This is a genomic window from Pseudomonas sp. ATCC 13867 (assembly GCF_000349845.1).
GTDB lineage: Bacteria > Pseudomonadota > Gammaproteobacteria > Pseudomonadales > Pseudomonadaceae > Pseudomonas.
The window spans coordinates 3,776,505-3,793,768 of record NC_020829.1; the positions used below are offsets into that span (position 1 = coordinate 3,776,505).

At 66.3% G+C, this 17,264-nt stretch carries 17 protein-coding genes and 3 tRNA genes; 6 read left to right on the top strand and 14 right to left on the bottom strand.

Annotated elements, in window-relative coordinates; translation table 11 throughout:
• Nucleotides 1-18: 18 nt before the first annotated feature.
• From leuB to leuC, 4 genes are all read right to left on the bottom strand, one after another.
• Nucleotides 19-1,101 carry a 3-isopropylmalate dehydrogenase gene (gene leuB, locus H681_RS16730; protein ID WP_015478062.1) on the bottom strand — a complete coding sequence of 361 codons (1,083 nt, stop codon included), beginning with the start codon at nt 1,099-1,101 and terminating at the stop codon, nt 19-21.
• A gap of 104 nt (nt 1,102-1,205) precedes the next feature.
• The gene (locus H681_RS16735) at nt 1,206-1,970 is read right to left on the bottom strand and encodes a class I SAM-dependent methyltransferase (RefSeq protein WP_015478063.1); all 765 of its coding nucleotides are present in this window, start codon (nt 1,968-1,970) and stop codon (nt 1,206-1,208) included.
• A 29-nt stretch (nt 1,971-1,999) separates the two neighbouring features.
• Nucleotides 2,000-2,644, bottom strand: coding sequence for a 3-isopropylmalate dehydratase small subunit (leuD, locus tag H681_RS16740; protein ID WP_015478064.1), 645 nt, complete (start codon nt 2,642-2,644; stop codon nt 2,000-2,002).
• Nucleotides 2,645-2,656: 12 nt separating this feature from the next.
• Nucleotides 2,657-4,084 (bottom strand): 3-isopropylmalate dehydratase large subunit, encoded by a 1,428-nt coding sequence (leuC, locus tag H681_RS16745; protein WP_015478065.1) that lies wholly within the window; start codon nt 4,082-4,084, stop codon nt 2,657-2,659.
• 166 nt (nt 4,085-4,250) lie between these two features.
• On the opposite strand from leuC, the gene H681_RS16750 reads away from it, so the two are divergent.
• Together H681_RS16750 and H681_RS16755 are read left to right on the top strand one after the other, a co-directional pair.
• Nucleotides 4,251-5,144 (top strand): LysR family transcriptional regulator, encoded by an 894-nt coding sequence (locus tag H681_RS16750; protein WP_015478066.1) that lies wholly within the window; start codon nt 4,251-4,253, stop codon nt 5,142-5,144.
• Between the two features lie 109 nt (nt 5,145-5,253).
• Complete coding sequence (locus tag H681_RS16755; RefSeq protein ID WP_015478067.1) at nt 5,254-8,127, top strand: sensor domain-containing protein; 2,874 nt, start codon at nt 5,254-5,256, stop codon at nt 8,125-8,127.
• Nucleotides 8,128-8,141: 14 nt separating this feature from the next.
• On the opposite strand, the gene H681_RS16760 is transcribed toward H681_RS16755, so the two are convergent.
• Nucleotides 8,142-8,765 carry a helix-turn-helix domain-containing protein gene (locus H681_RS16760; RefSeq protein ID WP_015478068.1) on the bottom strand — a complete coding sequence of 208 codons (624 nt, stop codon included), beginning with the start codon at nt 8,763-8,765 and terminating at the stop codon, nt 8,142-8,144.
• 110 nt (nt 8,766-8,875) lie between these two features.
• Between H681_RS16760 and H681_RS16765 the strand changes: the two genes are divergently transcribed.
• From H681_RS16765 to H681_RS16775, 3 genes are read left to right on the top strand one after another with little or no spacing between them, the layout of a single operon-like run.
• Nucleotides 8,876-9,988 (top strand): NAD(P)/FAD-dependent oxidoreductase, encoded by a 1,113-nt coding sequence (locus tag H681_RS16765; RefSeq protein ID WP_015478069.1) that lies wholly within the window; start codon nt 8,876-8,878, stop codon nt 9,986-9,988.
• A 20-nt stretch (nt 9,989-10,008) separates the two neighbouring features.
• The gene (locus tag H681_RS16770) at nt 10,009-10,383 is read left to right on the top strand and encodes a RidA family protein (RefSeq protein ID WP_015478070.1); all 375 of its coding nucleotides are present in this window, start codon (nt 10,009-10,011) and stop codon (nt 10,381-10,383) included.
• Between the two features lie 57 nt (nt 10,384-10,440).
• A complete protein-coding gene (locus tag H681_RS16775) occupies nt 10,441-11,502 on the top strand; it encodes a YkvI family membrane protein (RefSeq protein WP_015478071.1) in 1,062 nt (353 codons plus the stop codon).
• A gap of 84 nt (nt 11,503-11,586) precedes the next feature.
• Here H681_RS16775 and H681_RS16780 read toward each other — a convergent pair whose 3' ends face one another.
• Entirely contained in the window at nt 11,587-12,033 is a 447-nt protein-coding gene (locus H681_RS16780; RefSeq protein WP_015478072.1) for an Hsp20 family protein, read from the bottom strand.
• A gap of 145 nt (nt 12,034-12,178) precedes the next feature.
• On the opposite strand from H681_RS16780, the gene H681_RS16785 reads away from it, so the two are divergent.
• A complete protein-coding gene (locus tag H681_RS16785; RefSeq protein WP_015478073.1) occupies nt 12,179-12,925 on the top strand; it encodes an SDR family oxidoreductase in 747 nt (248 codons plus the stop codon).
• A 122-nt stretch (nt 12,926-13,047) separates the two neighbouring features.
• Here H681_RS16785 and H681_RS16790 read toward each other — a convergent pair whose 3' ends face one another.
• From H681_RS16790 to H681_RS16825, 8 genes are all read right to left on the bottom strand, one after another.
• Nucleotides 13,048-14,007 carry a tRNA dihydrouridine synthase gene (locus H681_RS16790; RefSeq protein ID WP_015478074.1) on the bottom strand — a complete coding sequence of 320 codons (960 nt, stop codon included), beginning with the start codon at nt 14,005-14,007 and terminating at the stop codon, nt 13,048-13,050.
• Nucleotides 14,008-14,082: 75 nt separating this feature from the next.
• On the bottom strand, nt 14,083-14,538 hold the full coding sequence (locus H681_RS16795) for an acyl-CoA thioesterase (protein WP_015478075.1): 456 nt from the start codon (nt 14,536-14,538) through the stop codon (nt 14,083-14,085).
• Nucleotides 14,535-15,185 carry a bifunctional 4-hydroxy-2-oxoglutarate aldolase/2-dehydro-3-deoxy-phosphogluconate aldolase gene (locus tag H681_RS16800; RefSeq protein WP_015478076.1) on the bottom strand — a complete coding sequence of 217 codons (651 nt, stop codon included), beginning with the start codon at nt 15,183-15,185 and terminating at the stop codon, nt 14,535-14,537. Before H681_RS16800 ends, H681_RS16795 begins: the two co-directional genes overlap by 4 nt.
• Before the next feature lie 167 nt (nt 15,186-15,352).
• Nucleotides 15,353-16,192, bottom strand: coding sequence for an alpha/beta fold hydrolase (locus H681_RS16805; RefSeq protein ID WP_015478077.1), 840 nt, complete (start codon nt 16,190-16,192; stop codon nt 15,353-15,355).
• A gap of 13 nt (nt 16,193-16,205) precedes the next feature.
• Entirely contained in the window at nt 16,206-16,745 is a 540-nt protein-coding gene (locus tag H681_RS16810) for a TetR/AcrR family transcriptional regulator (RefSeq protein ID WP_015478078.1), read from the bottom strand.
• A gap of 170 nt (nt 16,746-16,915) precedes the next feature.
• Nucleotides 16,916-16,991 (bottom strand) — tRNA-Glu (locus tag H681_RS16815).
• Between the two features lie 58 nt (nt 16,992-17,049).
• Nucleotides 17,050-17,125 (bottom strand) — tRNA-Ala (locus H681_RS16820).
• A gap of 43 nt (nt 17,126-17,168) precedes the next feature.
• Nucleotides 17,169-17,244: transfer RNA gene (locus tag H681_RS16825), tRNA-Glu, on the bottom strand.
• Nucleotides 17,245-17,264 lie beyond the last annotated feature (20 nt).

Sequence of the window (17,264 nt, forward strand, 5' to 3'; positions counted from 1 at the left end):
GCGAGCGAACCGGAGAGATTACAGATTCCGCAGCGCGGCGACTACCGCATCGCCCATTTCGCGGGTTCCGACCTTGGTGCAGCCTTCGGACCAGATGTCGCCGGTCCGCAGGCCCTGGTCGAGCACCAGGCTCACGGCCTTCTCGATGGCGTCGGCGGCGGCGCCCTGGTTGAAGGTGTAGCGCAGCATCATCGAGACCGAGAGGATGGTCGCCAGCGGGTTGGCGATGCCCTGCCCGGCGATGTCCGGAGCCGAACCATGACAAGGCTCGTACATACCCTTGTTATTCGAATCCAGGGACGCTGAAGGCAGCATGCCGATGGAACCGGTGAGCATGGAAGCCTCATCCGACAGGATGTCGCCGAACATGTTGTCGGTGACCATCACGTCGAACTGCTTGGGCGCGCGGACCAGCTGCATGGCGGCGTTGTCGACGTACATGTGCGACAGCTCGATGTCCGGGTAGTCCTTGGCGACTTCCTCGACCACTTCGCGCCACAGCTGGCTGGAAGCCAGGACGTTGGCCTTGTCCACCGAGCACAGCTTCTTGTTGCGCACGCGGGCCATGTCGAAGCCTACGCGGGCGATGCGGCGGATTTCGCTCTCGCTGTACGGCAGGGTGTCGTACGCCTGGCGCTCGCCGTTCTCCAGCACGCGCTGCTCGCGCGGCTGACCGAAGTAGATGCCGCCGGTCAGCTCGCGGACGATGAGGATGTCCAGGCCGGCGACCACTTCGGGCTTCAGGCTGGAGGCATCGGCCAGTTGCGGGTAGAGGATGGCCGGGCGCAGGTTGCCGAACAGGCCCAGTTGCGAGCGGATCTTCAGCAGGCCGCGCTCGGGGCGGATGTCGCGCTCGATCTTGTCCCACTTCGGGCCGCCCACGGCGCCCAGCAGTACGGCGTCGGAATGGCGCGCGCGCTCCAGGGTCTCGTCGGCCAGCGGCACCCCGTGCTTGTCGATGGCGGCACCGCCGATCACGTCCTCGGTCAGCTCGAAGCCCAGGGCGAACTTGTCGTTGGCCAGCTCCAGCACCTTGACCGCTTCGGCCATGATTTCCGGGCCGATACCGTCGCCGGGGAGAACCAGAATCTGTTTGCTCATCTTTCTGCTCACTTTTTGAAAGTCGCTTGGCCAATAAAGCCGCTTGGCAAATAACGTAACGCCCCGGATGGCTCGCGCCATCCGGGGCGGTCAGAACCTTGAGATCAGCGCTCCGCCCAGAGCACCAGCACGTCGGTGCTGAAGGAACCCTCGGCGTCGATCTCGAAATACTCGCGCACCTCGTCGCCCATCGAAAGCTGCAGGGCACGAATGGCCTGGCGCATCACCTCGGGGGTGCGCATGCGCTCGACCCAGGAAGTGAACTCCAGGCGCAGGCGCTGGCGCTTGACGGCGGTCACGGCGAGGCCGGCTTCGCCGACCAGACGCGCCCACTCCGACGGGGAGTAGTCACGCACATGGCTGGTGTCGCGCAGGACCTCGACAGTCTGCAGATAGGTGTCCAGCAGAGGCAAGCCCGGCGCCGCGACGTCGATGAAGCAGACCACGCCATCCGGCTTGAGCACCCGGCGCACTTCGCGCAGCGCCTGGCCGACATCCCGCCAGTGGTGCGCGGAATAGCGGCTGAAGACGAAATCGAACTCGCCATCCTCGAACGGCAGCTGCTCGGCGGCGCCGCAGCGCGTGGCGATGTTGCCGAGGCCGCGCTCGGCGGCGGCCGAAGCCACCACGTCGAGCATCTGTTGGGACAGGTCGTAAGCCACCACCTCGCCGGCCAGCGGCGCGACGTTGAAACTGACGTGCCCTGCCCCGCAACCCAGGTCCAGCACGCGCGCGCCGGTGGTCGCCGACAGTCGCTCGCGCAGCTGGGCGAACTCTTCGCCCTGGGCGTGTACGGCGCTGGTCAGGTAAGCGTTGGCCTGGGCGCCGAACTGGCGCTGGACCACTTGCTCGTGGCGACTCTCGGTCATGGCTTTCTCCTTATTAGGGTGCGCCGCGCTCAGGCGTCGCGGAACAACCAGGGCTGGCTCTGCTTGTAGCCGGTTTCGAAACGGCGGATGGCGTCGGCGTCCTGCAGGGTCAGGCCGATGTCGTCCAGACCGTTGAGCAGGCAGTGCTTGCGGAACGCATCCACGTCGAAGCGGTACTGCTTGCCGTCCGGGCGGGTTACGGTCTGCGCGGCAAGGTCGACGGTCAGCTGGTAACCCTCGGTGGCTTCGCACTGGGCGAACAGCTCGTCGACTTCCTCATCCTTCAGGATGATCGGCAGCAGGCCGTTCTTGAAGCTGTTGTTGAAGAAGATGTCGGCGAAGCTCGGCGCGATCACGGCGCGGAAGCCGTACTCGTCCAGGGCCCACGGTGCGTGCTCGCGGGACGAGCCACAACCGAAGTTCTCGCGGGCCAGCAGCACGCTGGCGCCCTCGTAGCGCGGGAAGTTGAGGACGAAGTCCTGGTTCACCGGGCGCTTGGAGTTGTCCTGGTTCGGCTGGCCCACGTCGAGGTAGCGCCACTCGTCGAACAGGTTCGGGCCGAAGCCGGTGCGCTTGATCGACTTGAGGAATTGCTTGGGGATGATCTGGTCGGTGTCGACGTTGGCGCGGTCGAGCGGCGCGACGAGGCCGGTATGCTGAGTAAAGGCTTTCATTTATAGGTCTCCTCAGGCCTGCATCAATTCACGTACGTCGATGAAACGACCGGTCACGGCAGCCGCGGCAGCCATCGCCGGGCTCACCAGATGGGTACGACCACCGGCGCCCTGACGGCCTTCGAAGTTGCGGTTGGAGGTGGAAGCGCAATGCTCGCCGCTCTCCAGGCGGTCCGGGTTCATCGCCAGGCACATGGAGCAGCCCGGTTCACGCCATTCGAAGCCGGCTTCGATGAAGATCTTGTCCAGGCCTTCCTGTTCGGCCTGGGCCTTCACCAGACCCGAGCCCGGAACGACCAGCGCCTGCTTCACGGTAGAAGCGACCTTGCGGCCCTTGGCCACGGCAGCGGCGGCGCGCAGGTCTTCGATGCGCGAGTTGGTGCAGGAGCCAATGAATACGCGGTCCAGCTGGATATCGGTGATCGCCTGGTTGGCGTTCAGGCCCATGTACTTGAGGGCACGGACGATGGAGTCGCGCTTGACCGCATCGGCCTCGGCCGCCGGGTCCGGCACGTTCTGGTCCACCGCGAGGACCATCTCCGGGGAAGTCCCCCAACTGACCTGCGGCTTGATGTCCTCGGCCCGCAGTTCGACGATGGTGTCGAAGTGCGCGTCGGCGTCGGAAACCAGGTCGCTCCAGGCTTCCACGGCCTTGTCCCAGTCACTGCCCTGCGGCGAGAACGGACGGCCCTTCACGTATTCCACGGTCTTCTCGTCGCACGCCACCATGCCGACGCGGGCGCCCGCTTCGATGGACATGTTGCAGATGGTCATGCGGCCTTCCATGGACAGGTCGCGGATGGCGCTGCCGGCGAATTCCAGGGCATGGCCGTTGCCGCCGGCGGTGCCGATCTTGCCGATCACCGCGAGGACGATGTCCTTGGCGGTCACGCCGAAGGGCAGCTTGCCTTCCACGCGGACCTGCATGTTCTTCATCTTCTTGGCGACCAGGCACTGAGTGGCGAGCACATGTTCGACCTCGGAGGTGCCGATGCCGTGGGCCAGCGCGCCGAAGGCGCCGTGGGTCGAGGTGTGCGAGTCGCCGCAGACCACGGTCATGCCCGGCAGGGTCGCGCCCTGCTCCGGGCCGACCACGTGGACGATGCCCTGGCGGACGTCGTTCATCTTGAATTCGAGGATGCCGAAGTCGTCGCAGTTCTCGTCCAGGGTCTGGACCTGGATGCGCGACACTTCGTCGGCGATGGCCGCGAGGCCGCCCTTGCGCTCGACCTGGGTGGTCGGCACGTTATGGTCCGGGGTGGCGATGTTCGCATCGATGCGCCACGGCTTGCGGCCGGCCAGGCGCAGGCCTTCGAAGGCCTGCGGCGAGGTCACTTCGTGGAGGATGTGGCGGTCGATATAGATGAGCGACGAACCATCGTCACGGCGCTTCACCTCGTGCATTTCCCAGAGTTTGTCGTAGAGCGTCTTGCCGGCCATCAGAGAATCCTCATCAGCGTCTTTCTATGCCCCTTGGGCTTGTGGGGATGATGCTATGGAATGGAGCCGAATAACTCAAATTCATATTTTTTATCCGAAGGATTCCCACGAGGAATACGGTGCGTTATAAAAGCCGGGCGCCGCTTCCAGAGCGCAGGGAGTCGACATGGACCTGACCAGCCTCAACACCTTCCTCGCCATCGCCGAGTCCGGCAGTTTCTCCGAAGCCGGCGAGCGCCTGCACCTGACCCAGCCGGCGGTGAGCAAGCGCATCGCCGCCCTGGAGAGCCAGCTGGGCGTGCGCCTGTTCGACCGTGTCGGCCGCGAGGTGACCCTCACCGAGTCCGGCCGCGCCCTTCTGCCGCGCGCCTACCAGATCCTCAGCGTGCTGGACGACACCCGCCGCGCCCTGACCAACCTGAACGGTGAAGTGAGCGGCCGGCTGGTCCTGGCCACCAGTCACCACATCGGCCTGCACCGCCTGCCGCCGCTGCTGCGCGCCTTCACCAAGGCCCACCCGCAGGTGGCGCTGGACATCCAGTTCTGCGACTCGGAAGTGGCCTACGAAGAAATTCTCCACGGCCGCGCCGAGCTGGCCGTGATCACCCTCGCCCCGGAAACCGCCGAACCGGTACGCGCCGTGCCGGTGTGGGACGACCCGCTGGACTTCGTCGCCGCCCCCGAGCACCCGCTGTCGGTGCAGGGCCCGGTGTTCCTCGCCGACGTGGCGCGGCACCCGGCGGTATTCCCCGGCGGCAACACCTTCACCCACCACATCGTGAGGCGCATGTTCGAGGCCGAAGGCCTGACGCCGAACATCGGCATGAGCACCAACTACATGGAGACCATCAAGATGATGGTCTCCATCGGCCTGGCCTGGAGCGTGCTGCCGCGCACCATGCTCGACGACAGCGTCGTACGCCTGCCGCTGCAGGATATCCAGCTCAGCCGCCAGCTGGGCTACATCCTGCACACCGAGCGCACGCTGTCCAACGCCGCGCGAGCCTTCATGCGTCTGCTCGACGCCCAGGCAGCCGGGCTTGCGCCTGCCGCGGCCTAGCCTCTATTGTTCTGGCATAACTAGAAGAACAAGGGGCCTGAATGCCCGTCCGCACGTCACGCCGAGACCGCCTTGTAAGCGGTCCCGGTTTCTGTCCGGGGAGCGACGCATGACCCAGCACTCCCCGTCCCTGCCCGAATCCGACGGCCAGGACCAATTCGCCAAGGCCTTCCACACCGGCCCCGACGCAATGGTCATCAGCGACCGGGACAGCGGGCGCTTCCGCGAGATCAACGCCAGCTTCACCGAGCGTTTCGGCTGGAGCCGCGAAGAGGCCATCGGCCGCACTTCGCTGCAACTGGGTATCTGGCGCAGCCTGGACGAGCGCCAGCGGATGCTCGACAGCATCGACGCCGAGCAACGCATCGACGGCTTCGAAGTCACCCTGCTCACCCGCGCGGGCGAAGAACGCAGCGCCCGCGTCTACGGCTGCCAGATCGAACTGCAGGGCCACATCTGCCTGGTCCTGACCATCCGCGACGTCACCCGCCTGCGCGCCCAGGAACAGGCCCTGCGCGACAGCCAGGAACGCCTCGACCTGGCGCTGGACTCCGCCCAGCTGGGCATCTGGGACTGGCACATCCCCTCCGGGATGCTCTACGGCTCGATCCGCGCCGCCGTGCTCCACGAATTGCCGGCGCAGGACTTCCACGGTCCCTTCGGCGAGTTTTTCGCCTGCGTCGACGAGACCGATCGCCGGCGCATGCGCCAGGCTTATGCGCGCCTGGCCAAGGGACCGGACAACGACTACCAGTTCACCTACCGCGCCCAGCTGCAATCCGGCGAAGTACGCTACCTGGAGAGCCGCGCGCGGCTCTACCGTGACACCGAGGGCAAGCCGCTGCGCATGGCCGGGACCCTGCTCGACATCACCGAGCAGGTCATGCGGGAGCGCACCCTGGAAGCCTCCGAGGAAAAATTCGCCAGCCTGTTCCAGGGCAGCCCGGATCCGATCTGCGTCTCGCGGGTGCGCGACGGCGAGTTCATCGAGGTCAATCCGAGCTTCTGCAGCACCTTCGGCTGGCGGGCCGAGGAGGTCATCGGCCATTCCTCGCACCTGATCGCCTTCTGGGCCGATCATCGACTGCGCGAGCGGCTGTTCGAGCAACTGATGCGGGACCATTCGCTGCAGAACGCCGAAGTGCAGTTCCTCACCCGCGAAGGCCGGAGCATCACCTGCATGGTCGCCAGCCGGCTGATCTGGGTCGACCGCCAGCTGTGCATCCTCTCCACCTTCCGCGACGTCACCCGGCGCCAGCAGGCGGAAGCGGAACTCAAGGCCAGCCAGGAGAAGTTCGCCAAGGCGTTCCACTCCAGCCCCGACGCCATCACCATCACCGAGCGCGACAGCGGCCGCTACATCGAGGTCAACGAAGGCTTTCACCGCCTGACCGGCTATCGCCCCGAGGAAGTCACCGGACACACCTCGCTGGAGCTCAACATCTGGGGCGACCCGGAGGAGCGAACCAAGCTGCTGGCGGCCCTCGACCGCGACGGCTACGTGCACCACCTGGAGATGTGCGGCCGCCACCGCGACGGTCATACCAAGACCGTGGACGTCTCGGTCGAACCCATCGACCTGGGCGGCACCGCCTGCCTGCTGCTCACCGCCCGCGACACCAGCGAGCTGCGCGAAGCGGAAGCGCGCATCCAGCACCTGGCCTACCACGACGCCCTGACCGACCTGCCCAACCGCGCGCTGCTGATGGACCGCCTCAAGCAGCAGATCGCCCTGCTGCAGCGCCACAACCTGCGCGGCGCGTTGCTGTTCCTCGACCTGGACCACTTCAAGCACATCAACGACTCGCTGGGGCACTCGGTGGGCGATGCCATCCTGCAGATGGTCACCGCGCGCCTGGAGGCCAGCGTACGCCAGGAAGACACCGTGGCGCGGCTGGGCGGCGACGAGTTCGTGATCCTGCTCACCGGCATCGATGGCAGCCGCCTGGAAACCGCGCGCCGCGTGCGCCAACTGGCCGAAAAACTGCGCGACCTGCTGGCCGAGCCCATGCTGCTGGACGGGCACCGCCTGCAGATCACCCCGAGCATCGGCATCGCCCTGATCCCCGATGACGGCGCCACCCCCGAGGACCTGCTCAAGCGCGCCGACATCGCCATGTACCGCGCCAAGGACGCCGGACGGAACACCGTGCAACTGTTCCACGCCTCCATGCAGAAGGCTGCCAGCGAACGCTTACGCCTGGAAAGCGGCCTGCGCATGGCCATCGCCCGTCGCGAGTTCAGCCTGCACTATCAGCCGCAGATCGACTCCCGCGGCGGGCGCATCGTCGGCGCCGAAGCGCTGTTGCGCTGGGAACACCCGACACAGGGAGCGCAATCGCCTGCCAGCTTCATTCGCGTGCTGGAAGACAGCGGGCTGATCATCGCCGTAGGCCACTGGGTCATCGAGGAGGCCTGCCACACCTGCGCGCGCCTGCTCGCCGAAGGACGGATCGACATCGAGGACTTCTGCCTCAGCGTGAACATCAGCCCCCGGCAATTCCGCCAGAGCGACTTCGTCGAGCGTGTCCTCGACAGCCTGGACAAGGCCGGACTCCCTGCCCGCCTGCTGAAGCTGGAGATCACCGAAGGGATCGTCATCCAGCAACTGGAGGACACCATCGCCCGGATGCAGCGCCTGCGCCAGGCCGGGGTGCGCTTCGCGATGGACGACTTCGGCACCGGCTACTCCTCGCTCACCTACTTGAAGCGCCTGCCAGTGGACAGCCTGAAGATCGACCAGAGCTTCGTGCGCGATGCGCCCAACGACAGCAATGATGCAGAGATCGTCCGCGCCATCATCGCAATGGGCCACAGCCTGGGCCTGGAACTCATCGCCGAAGGCGTGGAAACCCCGGAGCAGCTGGCCTTGCTGGAGGAACAGGGCTGCCACCTGCACCAGGGCTACCTGTTCAGCCGGCCCGTGCCACTGGAAGCCTTCATCGACCTGCTTCCGCCCCGGGACAGGCAAGGGGCGCCCTGAGGCGCCCCGCTCGGTCAGCCGGCCGGGCGCAACTCCGACATCACCACCATCACCTGCGCCTCGTCCGCCTCGCCGTCGTTCAGATAAAGATGGCCGACACTGCTGTCGAAGTAAGCCGTCTCGCGCAGGCCGATGCTCACCGACTCGCCCGTCTCGAACTGGATGCGCACACGCCCGGACACCACCAGGGCGAACTCCTGGCCGGGGTGGCGGACGAAATCATCGAAGTCCCCCACCTCGCGGGCGAAGATGCGCGCATACAGCGGGGTCATGCTGCGCTGCGGAAAGTCGCCGGCGATCGGGTAGTACTCGTAGCCGCCGGTGTCGTAGCCGGCGGCATCATCGACGCGGGTCTTCACGAAGGTCTTCAGCCCGGCCTGGGCCCCGACGGACGGTAGCGGGCGGAACAACTGGGCGATATCCACCTGCAACGCGCGGGCCGCTGCCGCCAGCTTGTCATAGCTCACCGCGACCTGCGCCAGCTCCATTTTCGACAACGTGGAAACCGCCACGCCAGACAGGTCGGAGAGCTGCTTCAAGGTCAGCTTCTGTTGCTTGCGCACGGCCCGCAGGCGCGCGCCGACTTCGTTCCGGTCCAGTTGCTGTGGCTTGGGCAGGGCTTGGGCGGTTTCGCTCATGGGACATCTCGGAAGTGGGTGCGGAAAGTTTACCGGGCCTTGCCTTTACCGCAAAAATTCTCATATCTTAGATTTCTCACATAAGAGAAAGCCTGTAAAAGGTCCTTGCCGTGAAACCATTCGACATCGTCATCATCGGCGCCGGTATTGCCGGCGCCTCCCTCGCCTACCGCTTGAGCGAAACCCACCGAGTGCTGGTGCTCGAGCGCGAAGAGCAGCCCGGCTACCACTCCACCGGGCGCTCCGCCGCCATGTTCATGGAGGCCTACGGAACGCCGCAGATCCAGGCGCTGACCCGCGCCAGCCGGGCCTTCTACGAGAACCCGCCAGCCGGCTTCAGCGAGCACCCGATCCTCACTCCGCGCGGCTGCCTGTACGTCGGCGGCCCGGAACACGTCGAGCTGCTCAAGCAGGCCGAAGCCACGCCCGGCGTCGAGCGCATCAGCACCGAACAGGCGCTGGAATTCCTCCCCGTCCTGCGTGCCGACGCCATCGCCGGTGCGCTGTACGAACCCGACGCCCGCGACCTCGACGTGCATGCGCTGCACCAGGGCTACCTGCGCGCGCTGCGCCAGCGCGGCGGCGAACTGCGCTGCAACCGCGAGCTGCTGTCGGCAGGATTCGCCGACGGGCTGTGGACGCTCGAACTGAGCCAGGGCGAAACCGTCCAGGCCGCGCAACTGGTCAACGCCGCCGGCGCCTGGGCCGATCACGTGGCCGAGCGCTGCGGCATCCGCCCGATCGGCCTGCAGCCCCGCCGCCGCACCGCCTTCACCTTCGCCCTCCCCGAGGGTGTGGACGTCAGCCACTGGCCGACAGTGATCGGCATCGACGAGAGCTTCTACTTCAAGCCCGACGCCGGCCAACTGCTCGGCTCGCCCGCCAACGCCGACCCGGTGGAGGCGCAGGACGTCCAGCCCGAAGAACTCGACATCGCCCTGGGCATTCACCACATCGAGGAACACACCACCCTGGCGATCCGCCGGCCGAACCACAGCTGGGCCGGCCTGCGCTCCTTCGTCGCCGACGGAGACCTGGTGATCGGCCAGGACGCGCAGAACCCGGCGTTTTTCTGGCTGGCCGCCCAGGGCGGCTACGGCATCCAGTCGGCCGACGGCGTCTCCTGCCTGGCCCAGTCGTTGCTGCTCGGCCAGCCGCTCCCCGAAACCCTGCGCCAGGAAGGCGTTGATCCCCTGCGCCTGAGCCCGGCGCGCTTGCGTTGAGTCCTACCGGAGGCAATCCCATGAGCGATATCCAGCGTTACCCCAGCCCCCTGCCCTTCCCCTTCTCGCGCGCGGTCAAGGCCGGCGGCTTCCTGTTCCTGTCCGGGCAAATCCCGATGAGCGCGGACGGCCAGGTGGTGAAGGGCGACATCCAGACCCAGGCCGAAGCGGTGATGACCCGCATCGCCGAGAGCCTGGAAGCCTGCGGCGCGAACTTCTCCCAGGTGGTGAAGGCCACCGTGTGGCTGTCCGACATGGCGCACTTCGCCGGCTTCAACGAGGTGTACCAGCGCTACTTCGACCAGGGCCTGCCGGTACGCTCCTGCGTGGCTTCGGCGCTGGCGCTGGGCGTGGACGTCGAAGTGGAAATCCAGGCCTTCGTCGGCGAAGCATGATCCTTGCGGTTCCGCACCAGGCGGGGCCGCTTTCATAACAACAACAGAGTCTCGATCATGAAAACCAGTCTCAAGCTCGGCGGGGCATACATCGGCCTGGTGGTAGGCGTCGGCTTCGCCTCGGGCCAGGAGATCCTCCAGTTCTTCGGCGGATTCGGCATCATGGGCCTGGCAGGCGCCGCGGTGGCGCTGGCGCTGTTCGCCTTCCTGCTGATGAACCTCTACCAGATCGGCAGCCGCCTGCAGACGCAGTCGCACAAGGAAGCGATGGAGTTCATCTGCGGCAAGCCGCTGGGCCGCGTCGTCGACCTGATGCTGACCTTCTTCCTGTTCGGCACGATGGTGGTCATGTTCGCCGGCGCCAACTCGTCCTTCGAACAGCAACTGGGCATCGGCCACTCCATCGGCGGCATCGTCCTCGGCGTGCTGACCATCATCACCGTGTGCCTGGGCCTGAAGCGGGTGATCACCCTGATGAGCCTGATCACGCCGGTGCTGATGGTCATCGTGGCGATCATCGCCATCTACGCCCTGACGCATATCCAGAAGCCGCTGGCCGAGCTGGAACAGATCGCCCTCGCCCTGCCGCACCCGGCGCCCAACTGGCTGCTCAGCGCCTTCCTCTACGTGTCCTACAACGTCGCCGCCACCGCGGCCGCCGTGGTGGTGATGGGCAGCAGCGTGGCCAACCTGCGCAAGGCCGGCCTGGGCGGTGTGATCGGCGGAGCCGGGGTCGGCGTGCTGATCCTGGCGATGGCCCTGGTGATGCTGGTGCAGATCGATGTGATCGGCGACAGCGCCATTCCCACCCTGCTGCTGAGCAACCACATCGCGCCGTGGTTCGGCGACGTGATGCTCGCCCTGTTGCTGGTGAAGCTTTACTGCACCACCAGCGGCTTCGCCTATACCCTGGCCGCGCGTTGCGCCGCCTACGGCGTGCCCTTCCGCGTGGCCACCGTGGCCGCCGTGGTGCTCGCCTTCATCGGCAGCCAGGTCGGCTTCGTCAAGCTGGTGGGGATCGTCTACCCGGTAATGGGCTATCTGGGCTTCGTACTCATGGCGGCGATCATCATCGCCTGGTGGCGCAATCGCTCGGCGCCGCTGGGGCAAAACGCCTGATCGAGGCACAAACGAAAACGCCCGTCTCTTTCGAGACGGGCGTTTTACCATGCGGCTACGACTCGGCTATCGCCGAGACGATACTCAGCCTTCGATGGCCGGACGCTGGCCGTTGATGGCGATCCGCTTGGGCTTGGCTTCTTCCGGGATGATGCGCACCAGCTCGACGCTCAGCAGGCCGTTCTTCAGCGACGCGCCCTGGACCTCGATGTGGTCGGCCAGGCGGAAGGACAGCTTGAAAGCACGCTGGGCGATGCCCTGGTGCAGGTAGGTGACGCTCTCGGAAGCCTTCTCGCGCTTGCCGCCACTGACGGTCAGCACGCTGCGCTCCACGTGCAGCTCCAGGTCTTCTTCCTGCAGGCCGGCGGCGGCGATGACGATGCGGTACTGGTCGTCACCATGCTTCTCGACGTTGTAGGGCGGGTAGGAACTGCCGCTTTCACTGCGCAGGGCGGATTCGAACAGGTCGTTGAAGCGATCGAAGCCGACGGACTGGCGGAACAGCGGGGCGAGGGAAAGGACGTTGCTCATGCGAATCTCCTGAAATTTTCAGCAAGGTATGATCTGGAGCCTGACTTCAGAACTCCGCTGCGGGACCCGTCTTCGGCCTCCCGCAGGAACATAGATTGGGCTGTGGAAATCCATTTCAAGCCCCCTTCGCAACAGGAGATGATCGATGGCCCAGGTCATGCTGATCACCGGCGCCAGTCGCGGCATCGGCGCCGCCACCGCGCTGCTCGCCGCCGAGCGCGGCTTCACCGTGGCACTCAACTATCGCCGCGAGCGTGAAGCGGCCGAGGCGCTGGTGGCGCGGATCACCGCCGCCGGCGGAACAGCGCAAGCCTTCGCCGCCGACGTGGCGAACGAGGCGGACGTGCTGCGTCTGTTCCACGAAGTGGACGACGCGTTCGGTCGCCTCGACGTGCTGGTGAACAACGCCGGTATCCTGGAACGTCAGATGCGCCTGGAAGACATGGACGTGGCGCGCCTGCAGCGGGTGTTCGCGGTGAACGTCACCGGCACCTTCCTCTGCTGCCGCGAGGCGGTGAAGCGCATGGCGCGCCGGCATGGCGGCAACGGCGGGAGTATCGTCAACGTCTCGTCAATGGCCTCGCGCCTGGGTTCGCCCAACGAGTACATCGACTACGCGGCGGCCAAGGGGGCGGTGGACAGCCTGACCATCGGCCTGGCCAGGGAGGTGGCCGGCGAAGGCATCCGCGTGAATGCCGTGCGGCCGGGGCTGATCAGGACCGAGATCCACGCCAGCGGCGGCGAGCCGGGGCGCGTGGAGCGACTGCAATCGGCGATTCCCCTGGGCCGGGGCGGCGAAGCGGAGGAAGTGGCACGGTCGATCCTGTTCCTCGCGTCGGAGGAATCCAGCTACAGCACCGGCGGGTTCATCGACGTCAGCGGCGGGCGCTGACTCGGCGTTGTCCTGGGCCACGCTTTTGTAGGAGCGAGCTTGCTCGCGAACCGCCCGGGCGCCGATTTCAGTCGGTTGATCTGTTCGCGAGCAAGCTCGCTCCTACGAAGAGCAACCCGGCATCAGGCCGCTTCTTCGATCTCGACCTGCATCATCCGGTCGATCACTTCGCAGTCATGCTCGCGCCGCACCCGGGCGAACAGCTCCAGCGCTTCGGGATAGCTGCGCGTGAGCATCCCCAGCCATTGCTTCAGGCGCCCCGGCGCATAGCGCGGCGCCAGCTTGCGCCGGGCCTGGCGCCAGAAGTCGTCGAGCAGTACGCGCACTTCCGACCAGGGCATCGGCACCACTTCGCGGCCGTCGCGCCAGGCAGCGATCTGCCGGGCGAGGTCCGGGCGGGACACCAGCCCGCGCCCGAGCATGATGTCCGCCACGCCGCTGATGGAGCGGCAGCGGTGGTAATCCTCCAGCGTCCACACCTCGCCGTTGGCGAACACCGGCACCTTCACCGCATCGGCCACCCTGGCCACCCACTCCCAATGGGCCGGCGGCTTGTAGCCGTCGGCCTTGGTCCGCGCGTGCACCACCACATGGGCGGAGCCGGCGTCGGCCAGCGCGCGGGCGCAGTCGATGGCGCCGTCCGGGCTGTCGTAGCCCAGGCGCATCTTCGAGGTCACGGGAATCTGTGCGGGTACCGCACGGCGCACGGCCTCGATGATGCTGAACATCAACTCGGGCTCTTTCAGCAGCACCGCGCCGCCACGGGAGCGATTCACGGTCTTGGCCGGGCAGCCGAAGTTCAGGTCGATCACCGGGGCGCCTAGCTCGCAGGCCTGCACGGCGTTCTCCGCCAGCAACTGCGGATCGGAACCGAGCAGTTGCACGCGCATCGGCACGCCGGCGCGGGTGCGGCTGCCATGCGCCAGCTCCGGGGCAAGCGCCAGGAAGGACGACGGCGGCAGCAGGCGGTCATTGATGCGGATGAATTCGGTGACGCACCAGTCGATGCCGCCGACGCGGGTCAGCACATCGCGGAGGATGTCATCTACCAGCCCTTCCATCGGGGCCAGGGCAATCTGCACTGGGGAATCTCGGCTATGGCGAAGGGCGCGGATTGTAGGGAATGCGCCGCGCCGGGAAAAGCGCGGCGCGACGGATCACGCGCCGCTGGCGACGGTTTCCGGCGACAGCAAGGCGCGGCCGTAACCCTCGATGAACTCCGTCGGCATGCGCCTGGGCTTGCCGGTGGACAGTTCGATGCAGACGAAGGTGGTCTGCGCGCACAGCAGGGTCAGTGCATCGGCAGGCCGCACCAGCTGGAAATGCCGGGTCATCCGCAGGCGCTGGTCGGACTCGACGATCCAGGTGCCCAATTGCAGCTCATCGCCTTCATAGGCGGCGGCCAGGTAATCCACCTCATGCCGCACCACGGCCATCGCGCGGTCCAGCCGGCGGTACTCCACCAGATCCAGCCCCAGGCTCTGCGAGTGGCGCCAGGCGCAGCGCTCCAGCCAGCTGACGTAGACGGCATTGTTGGCATGGCCGAGACCGTCGATGTCTTCCGCCTTGACCACGATGTCGATGACGAACGGATCGGGCAACTGCCAACTCATGAAGAATGCTCCAGGCTTGCGGCCAGCTCGCGCGCTTCGATGGCCAATTGAGTGATCTGATCCCAGGCGCGGGCGCGCACCAGGCTGGGCGGCGCAATCCAGGTGCCGCCGACGCAGGCGACATTGGGCAGACGCAGCACGTTGAGCAGGTTCTCCTGGGTGATGCCGCCGGTCGGGCAGAAGCGGATGCCGGAGAACGGCGCCTTCAGGCTCTTGAGCATCTTGATCGCGGCATTGCCGTCGGCGGGGAACAGCTTCAGCGAGCGATAGCCGTACTCCAGCGCCACCAGCACCTCGGAAGGCGTCATCACGCCCGGCAGGAAAGGCATCTTCGCATCTTCCGCGGCCGCCACCAGTCGCGGCGTGCAGCCCGGGCTGACGGCGAACTGCGCACCGGCATCGCGGGCTTCCTGGAATTGCTCGGTGTGGATCAGGGTACCGGCGCCGAGGATCATCTCGGGTAGCTCACGGCGGATTTCAGCGAGGGCATCCAGCGCCTGCGGCGTGCGCAGGGTCACTTCCAATACCCGCACCCCGCCGTCATGCAACGCGCGTGCGAGATCCCCCGCCAGCGCCACATCCTCGATCACCAGCACCGGCATGACCGGGCGCGCCTGTTGCAGCACCCAATCCATCGACAGACTCATGCGTTCCCCCAATCAGCCACCCGCGTACGCAAGACCTCGCGCCCAGGCCGGGGCGGCCGGAAATGTCCGGAAGTCTACGCCACGCCGCCAGGCCTGACGACCCGCACCGGGCCATCCCCCAACGAAAACGGCGGCTCACGGCCGCCGTCATCGCACCGCCGGATGACTCAGGATGCCAACGCCAGCGCGAGTGGCTCATCGACGCCTTCCAGCAACTCCAGCACCGCCTCCGACAGCGCGATCTCGGCCAGCACGCGATGGTGCCCGCCGCTCGGCAGCCGCAGCAACCGGCTGCCTGGCCAGGACTCGTGGATGGCGACGGACTCCGTCACCCGTACCTGACGATCATCCTCGGCATGAACCACCAGCCCCGGCATGCCCAACTCGTAGCGCGCCACGTCCAACTGCCTGGCCGGAATGCCCGCCTGCCGCTCGACCTGGCGAATGAAGCTCGCACGCGCCTCCGGCGGCAGGCCGACATAGCGAGCGAAACCACGCAGCACGGTGAGCACCTTGCTCGGCGCGGCGATGGTCACCAGGGTCTCGGTGCGCAGCCCCATCTGGGTCGCCAACAGCGCACTGGCACCGCCCAGGGAATGGCCGATCACCGCGCGCAGGGGCGGCAGCTCGCCGGCCGCCTCCAACAGGGCACGGGCGAACAGCACGACATCCGCCTCGCTGCCCGGCGAGCGGCCGTGGGCCGGACCGTCGAGGGCAATCACCCCGTAGCCGGCGCCGACCAGCTTCTCGATCAGCGCGGCGAACTGCGTCGGACGCCCCGCCCAACCGTGCATCAGCAGCACCGCCGGCCCCTCGCCCCAACGCAGCGCGGAGAGACCGAAGCGCAGGGTGATGCGCTCGGAACTGGCCAGCAGCGGCAGCTCCCAGTCGCGCGGCGGCAACTCATGGGGCGTCATGAACAGCTGACGCATGCGCCCCGCCGCCCATTGCGGCGCAACGCGGCCCAGGGTGGCGTTGATTCCTCGAACCCAGTTCAGACTGCTCATTTTCCGTACCTCCTCAGATCACCGCTTTTTTCGCGGCACGCAGGACACGATCGGACAGGTCGCCCTTGCCCAGGGCACGGGCCAACGCCAGTCCGCCAATCATCAGGGCCATATCGCTGAGCACCGCGTCGATTTCCTCCGGGCGCCCGGCAAGGCTCGCCACCATCAGTTCCACATGCTCCTCCAGGGCGGCGCGAAAGCCTTCCGGCAGGTGCGCCACTTCGCTCAGGGAACTGGGGATAGGACAGCCTTCGTCCTCGGTGTCGCGGTGCTTGCGCGACAGGTAGAACTGCGCCGCCAGGGCGCGACGCTCGGCGAAGCTCAGTTGCGGGTCGAACGTCTTCAGGCCGACCCGGCGCTTGCTCAGCAATTGGCGGAAAGCCTCGAGCATCAGCGCATCCTTGCTCTCGAAGTGCGCATAGAACCCCCCCACGGTCATCCCCGCCGCCGCCATCACCTCGCCGACGCTGGGGTCGACCGGGCCACGCTTGAGCAGCGCGTGGGTGGCGGCGGAAAGGATGCGTTCGCGGGTCTGGGCCTTCTTGTCGCTCATGTCTGGCTTCTCACTCGGATAAATATTATGGGTGAAATATTATTCTCATAATAAAAATCGGCAAGCCAAAAGTGCGACCACTGATCGGGAGAACGATTTTCGGAAGGTAGAAAAACAAAAGGGCCACTCGAAAACTGAGTGGCCCTATAGGCACCGCAGAGCGGTAAAAATGGCGTCCCCTAGGGGACTCGAACCCCTGTTACCGCCGTGAAAGGGCGGTGTCCTAGGCCACTAGACGAAGGGGACATATCCTTCGAAGAAACCCACCCGATGGTGGATTCTGGCTTCATCCCGAATGGGAAATTGGTGGAGCTAGACGGGATCGAACCGTCGACCTCTTGCATGCCATGCAAGCGCTCTCCCAGCTGAGCTATAGCCCCAGATCACTCTGGCTGACGACGCGAACGCATCGTCGCTGGATAGTGGCGTCCCCTAGGGGACTCGAACCCCTGTTACCGCCGTGAAAGGGCGGTGTCCTAGGCCACTAGACGAAGGGGACGCAAAACCTTCGATTTCAGC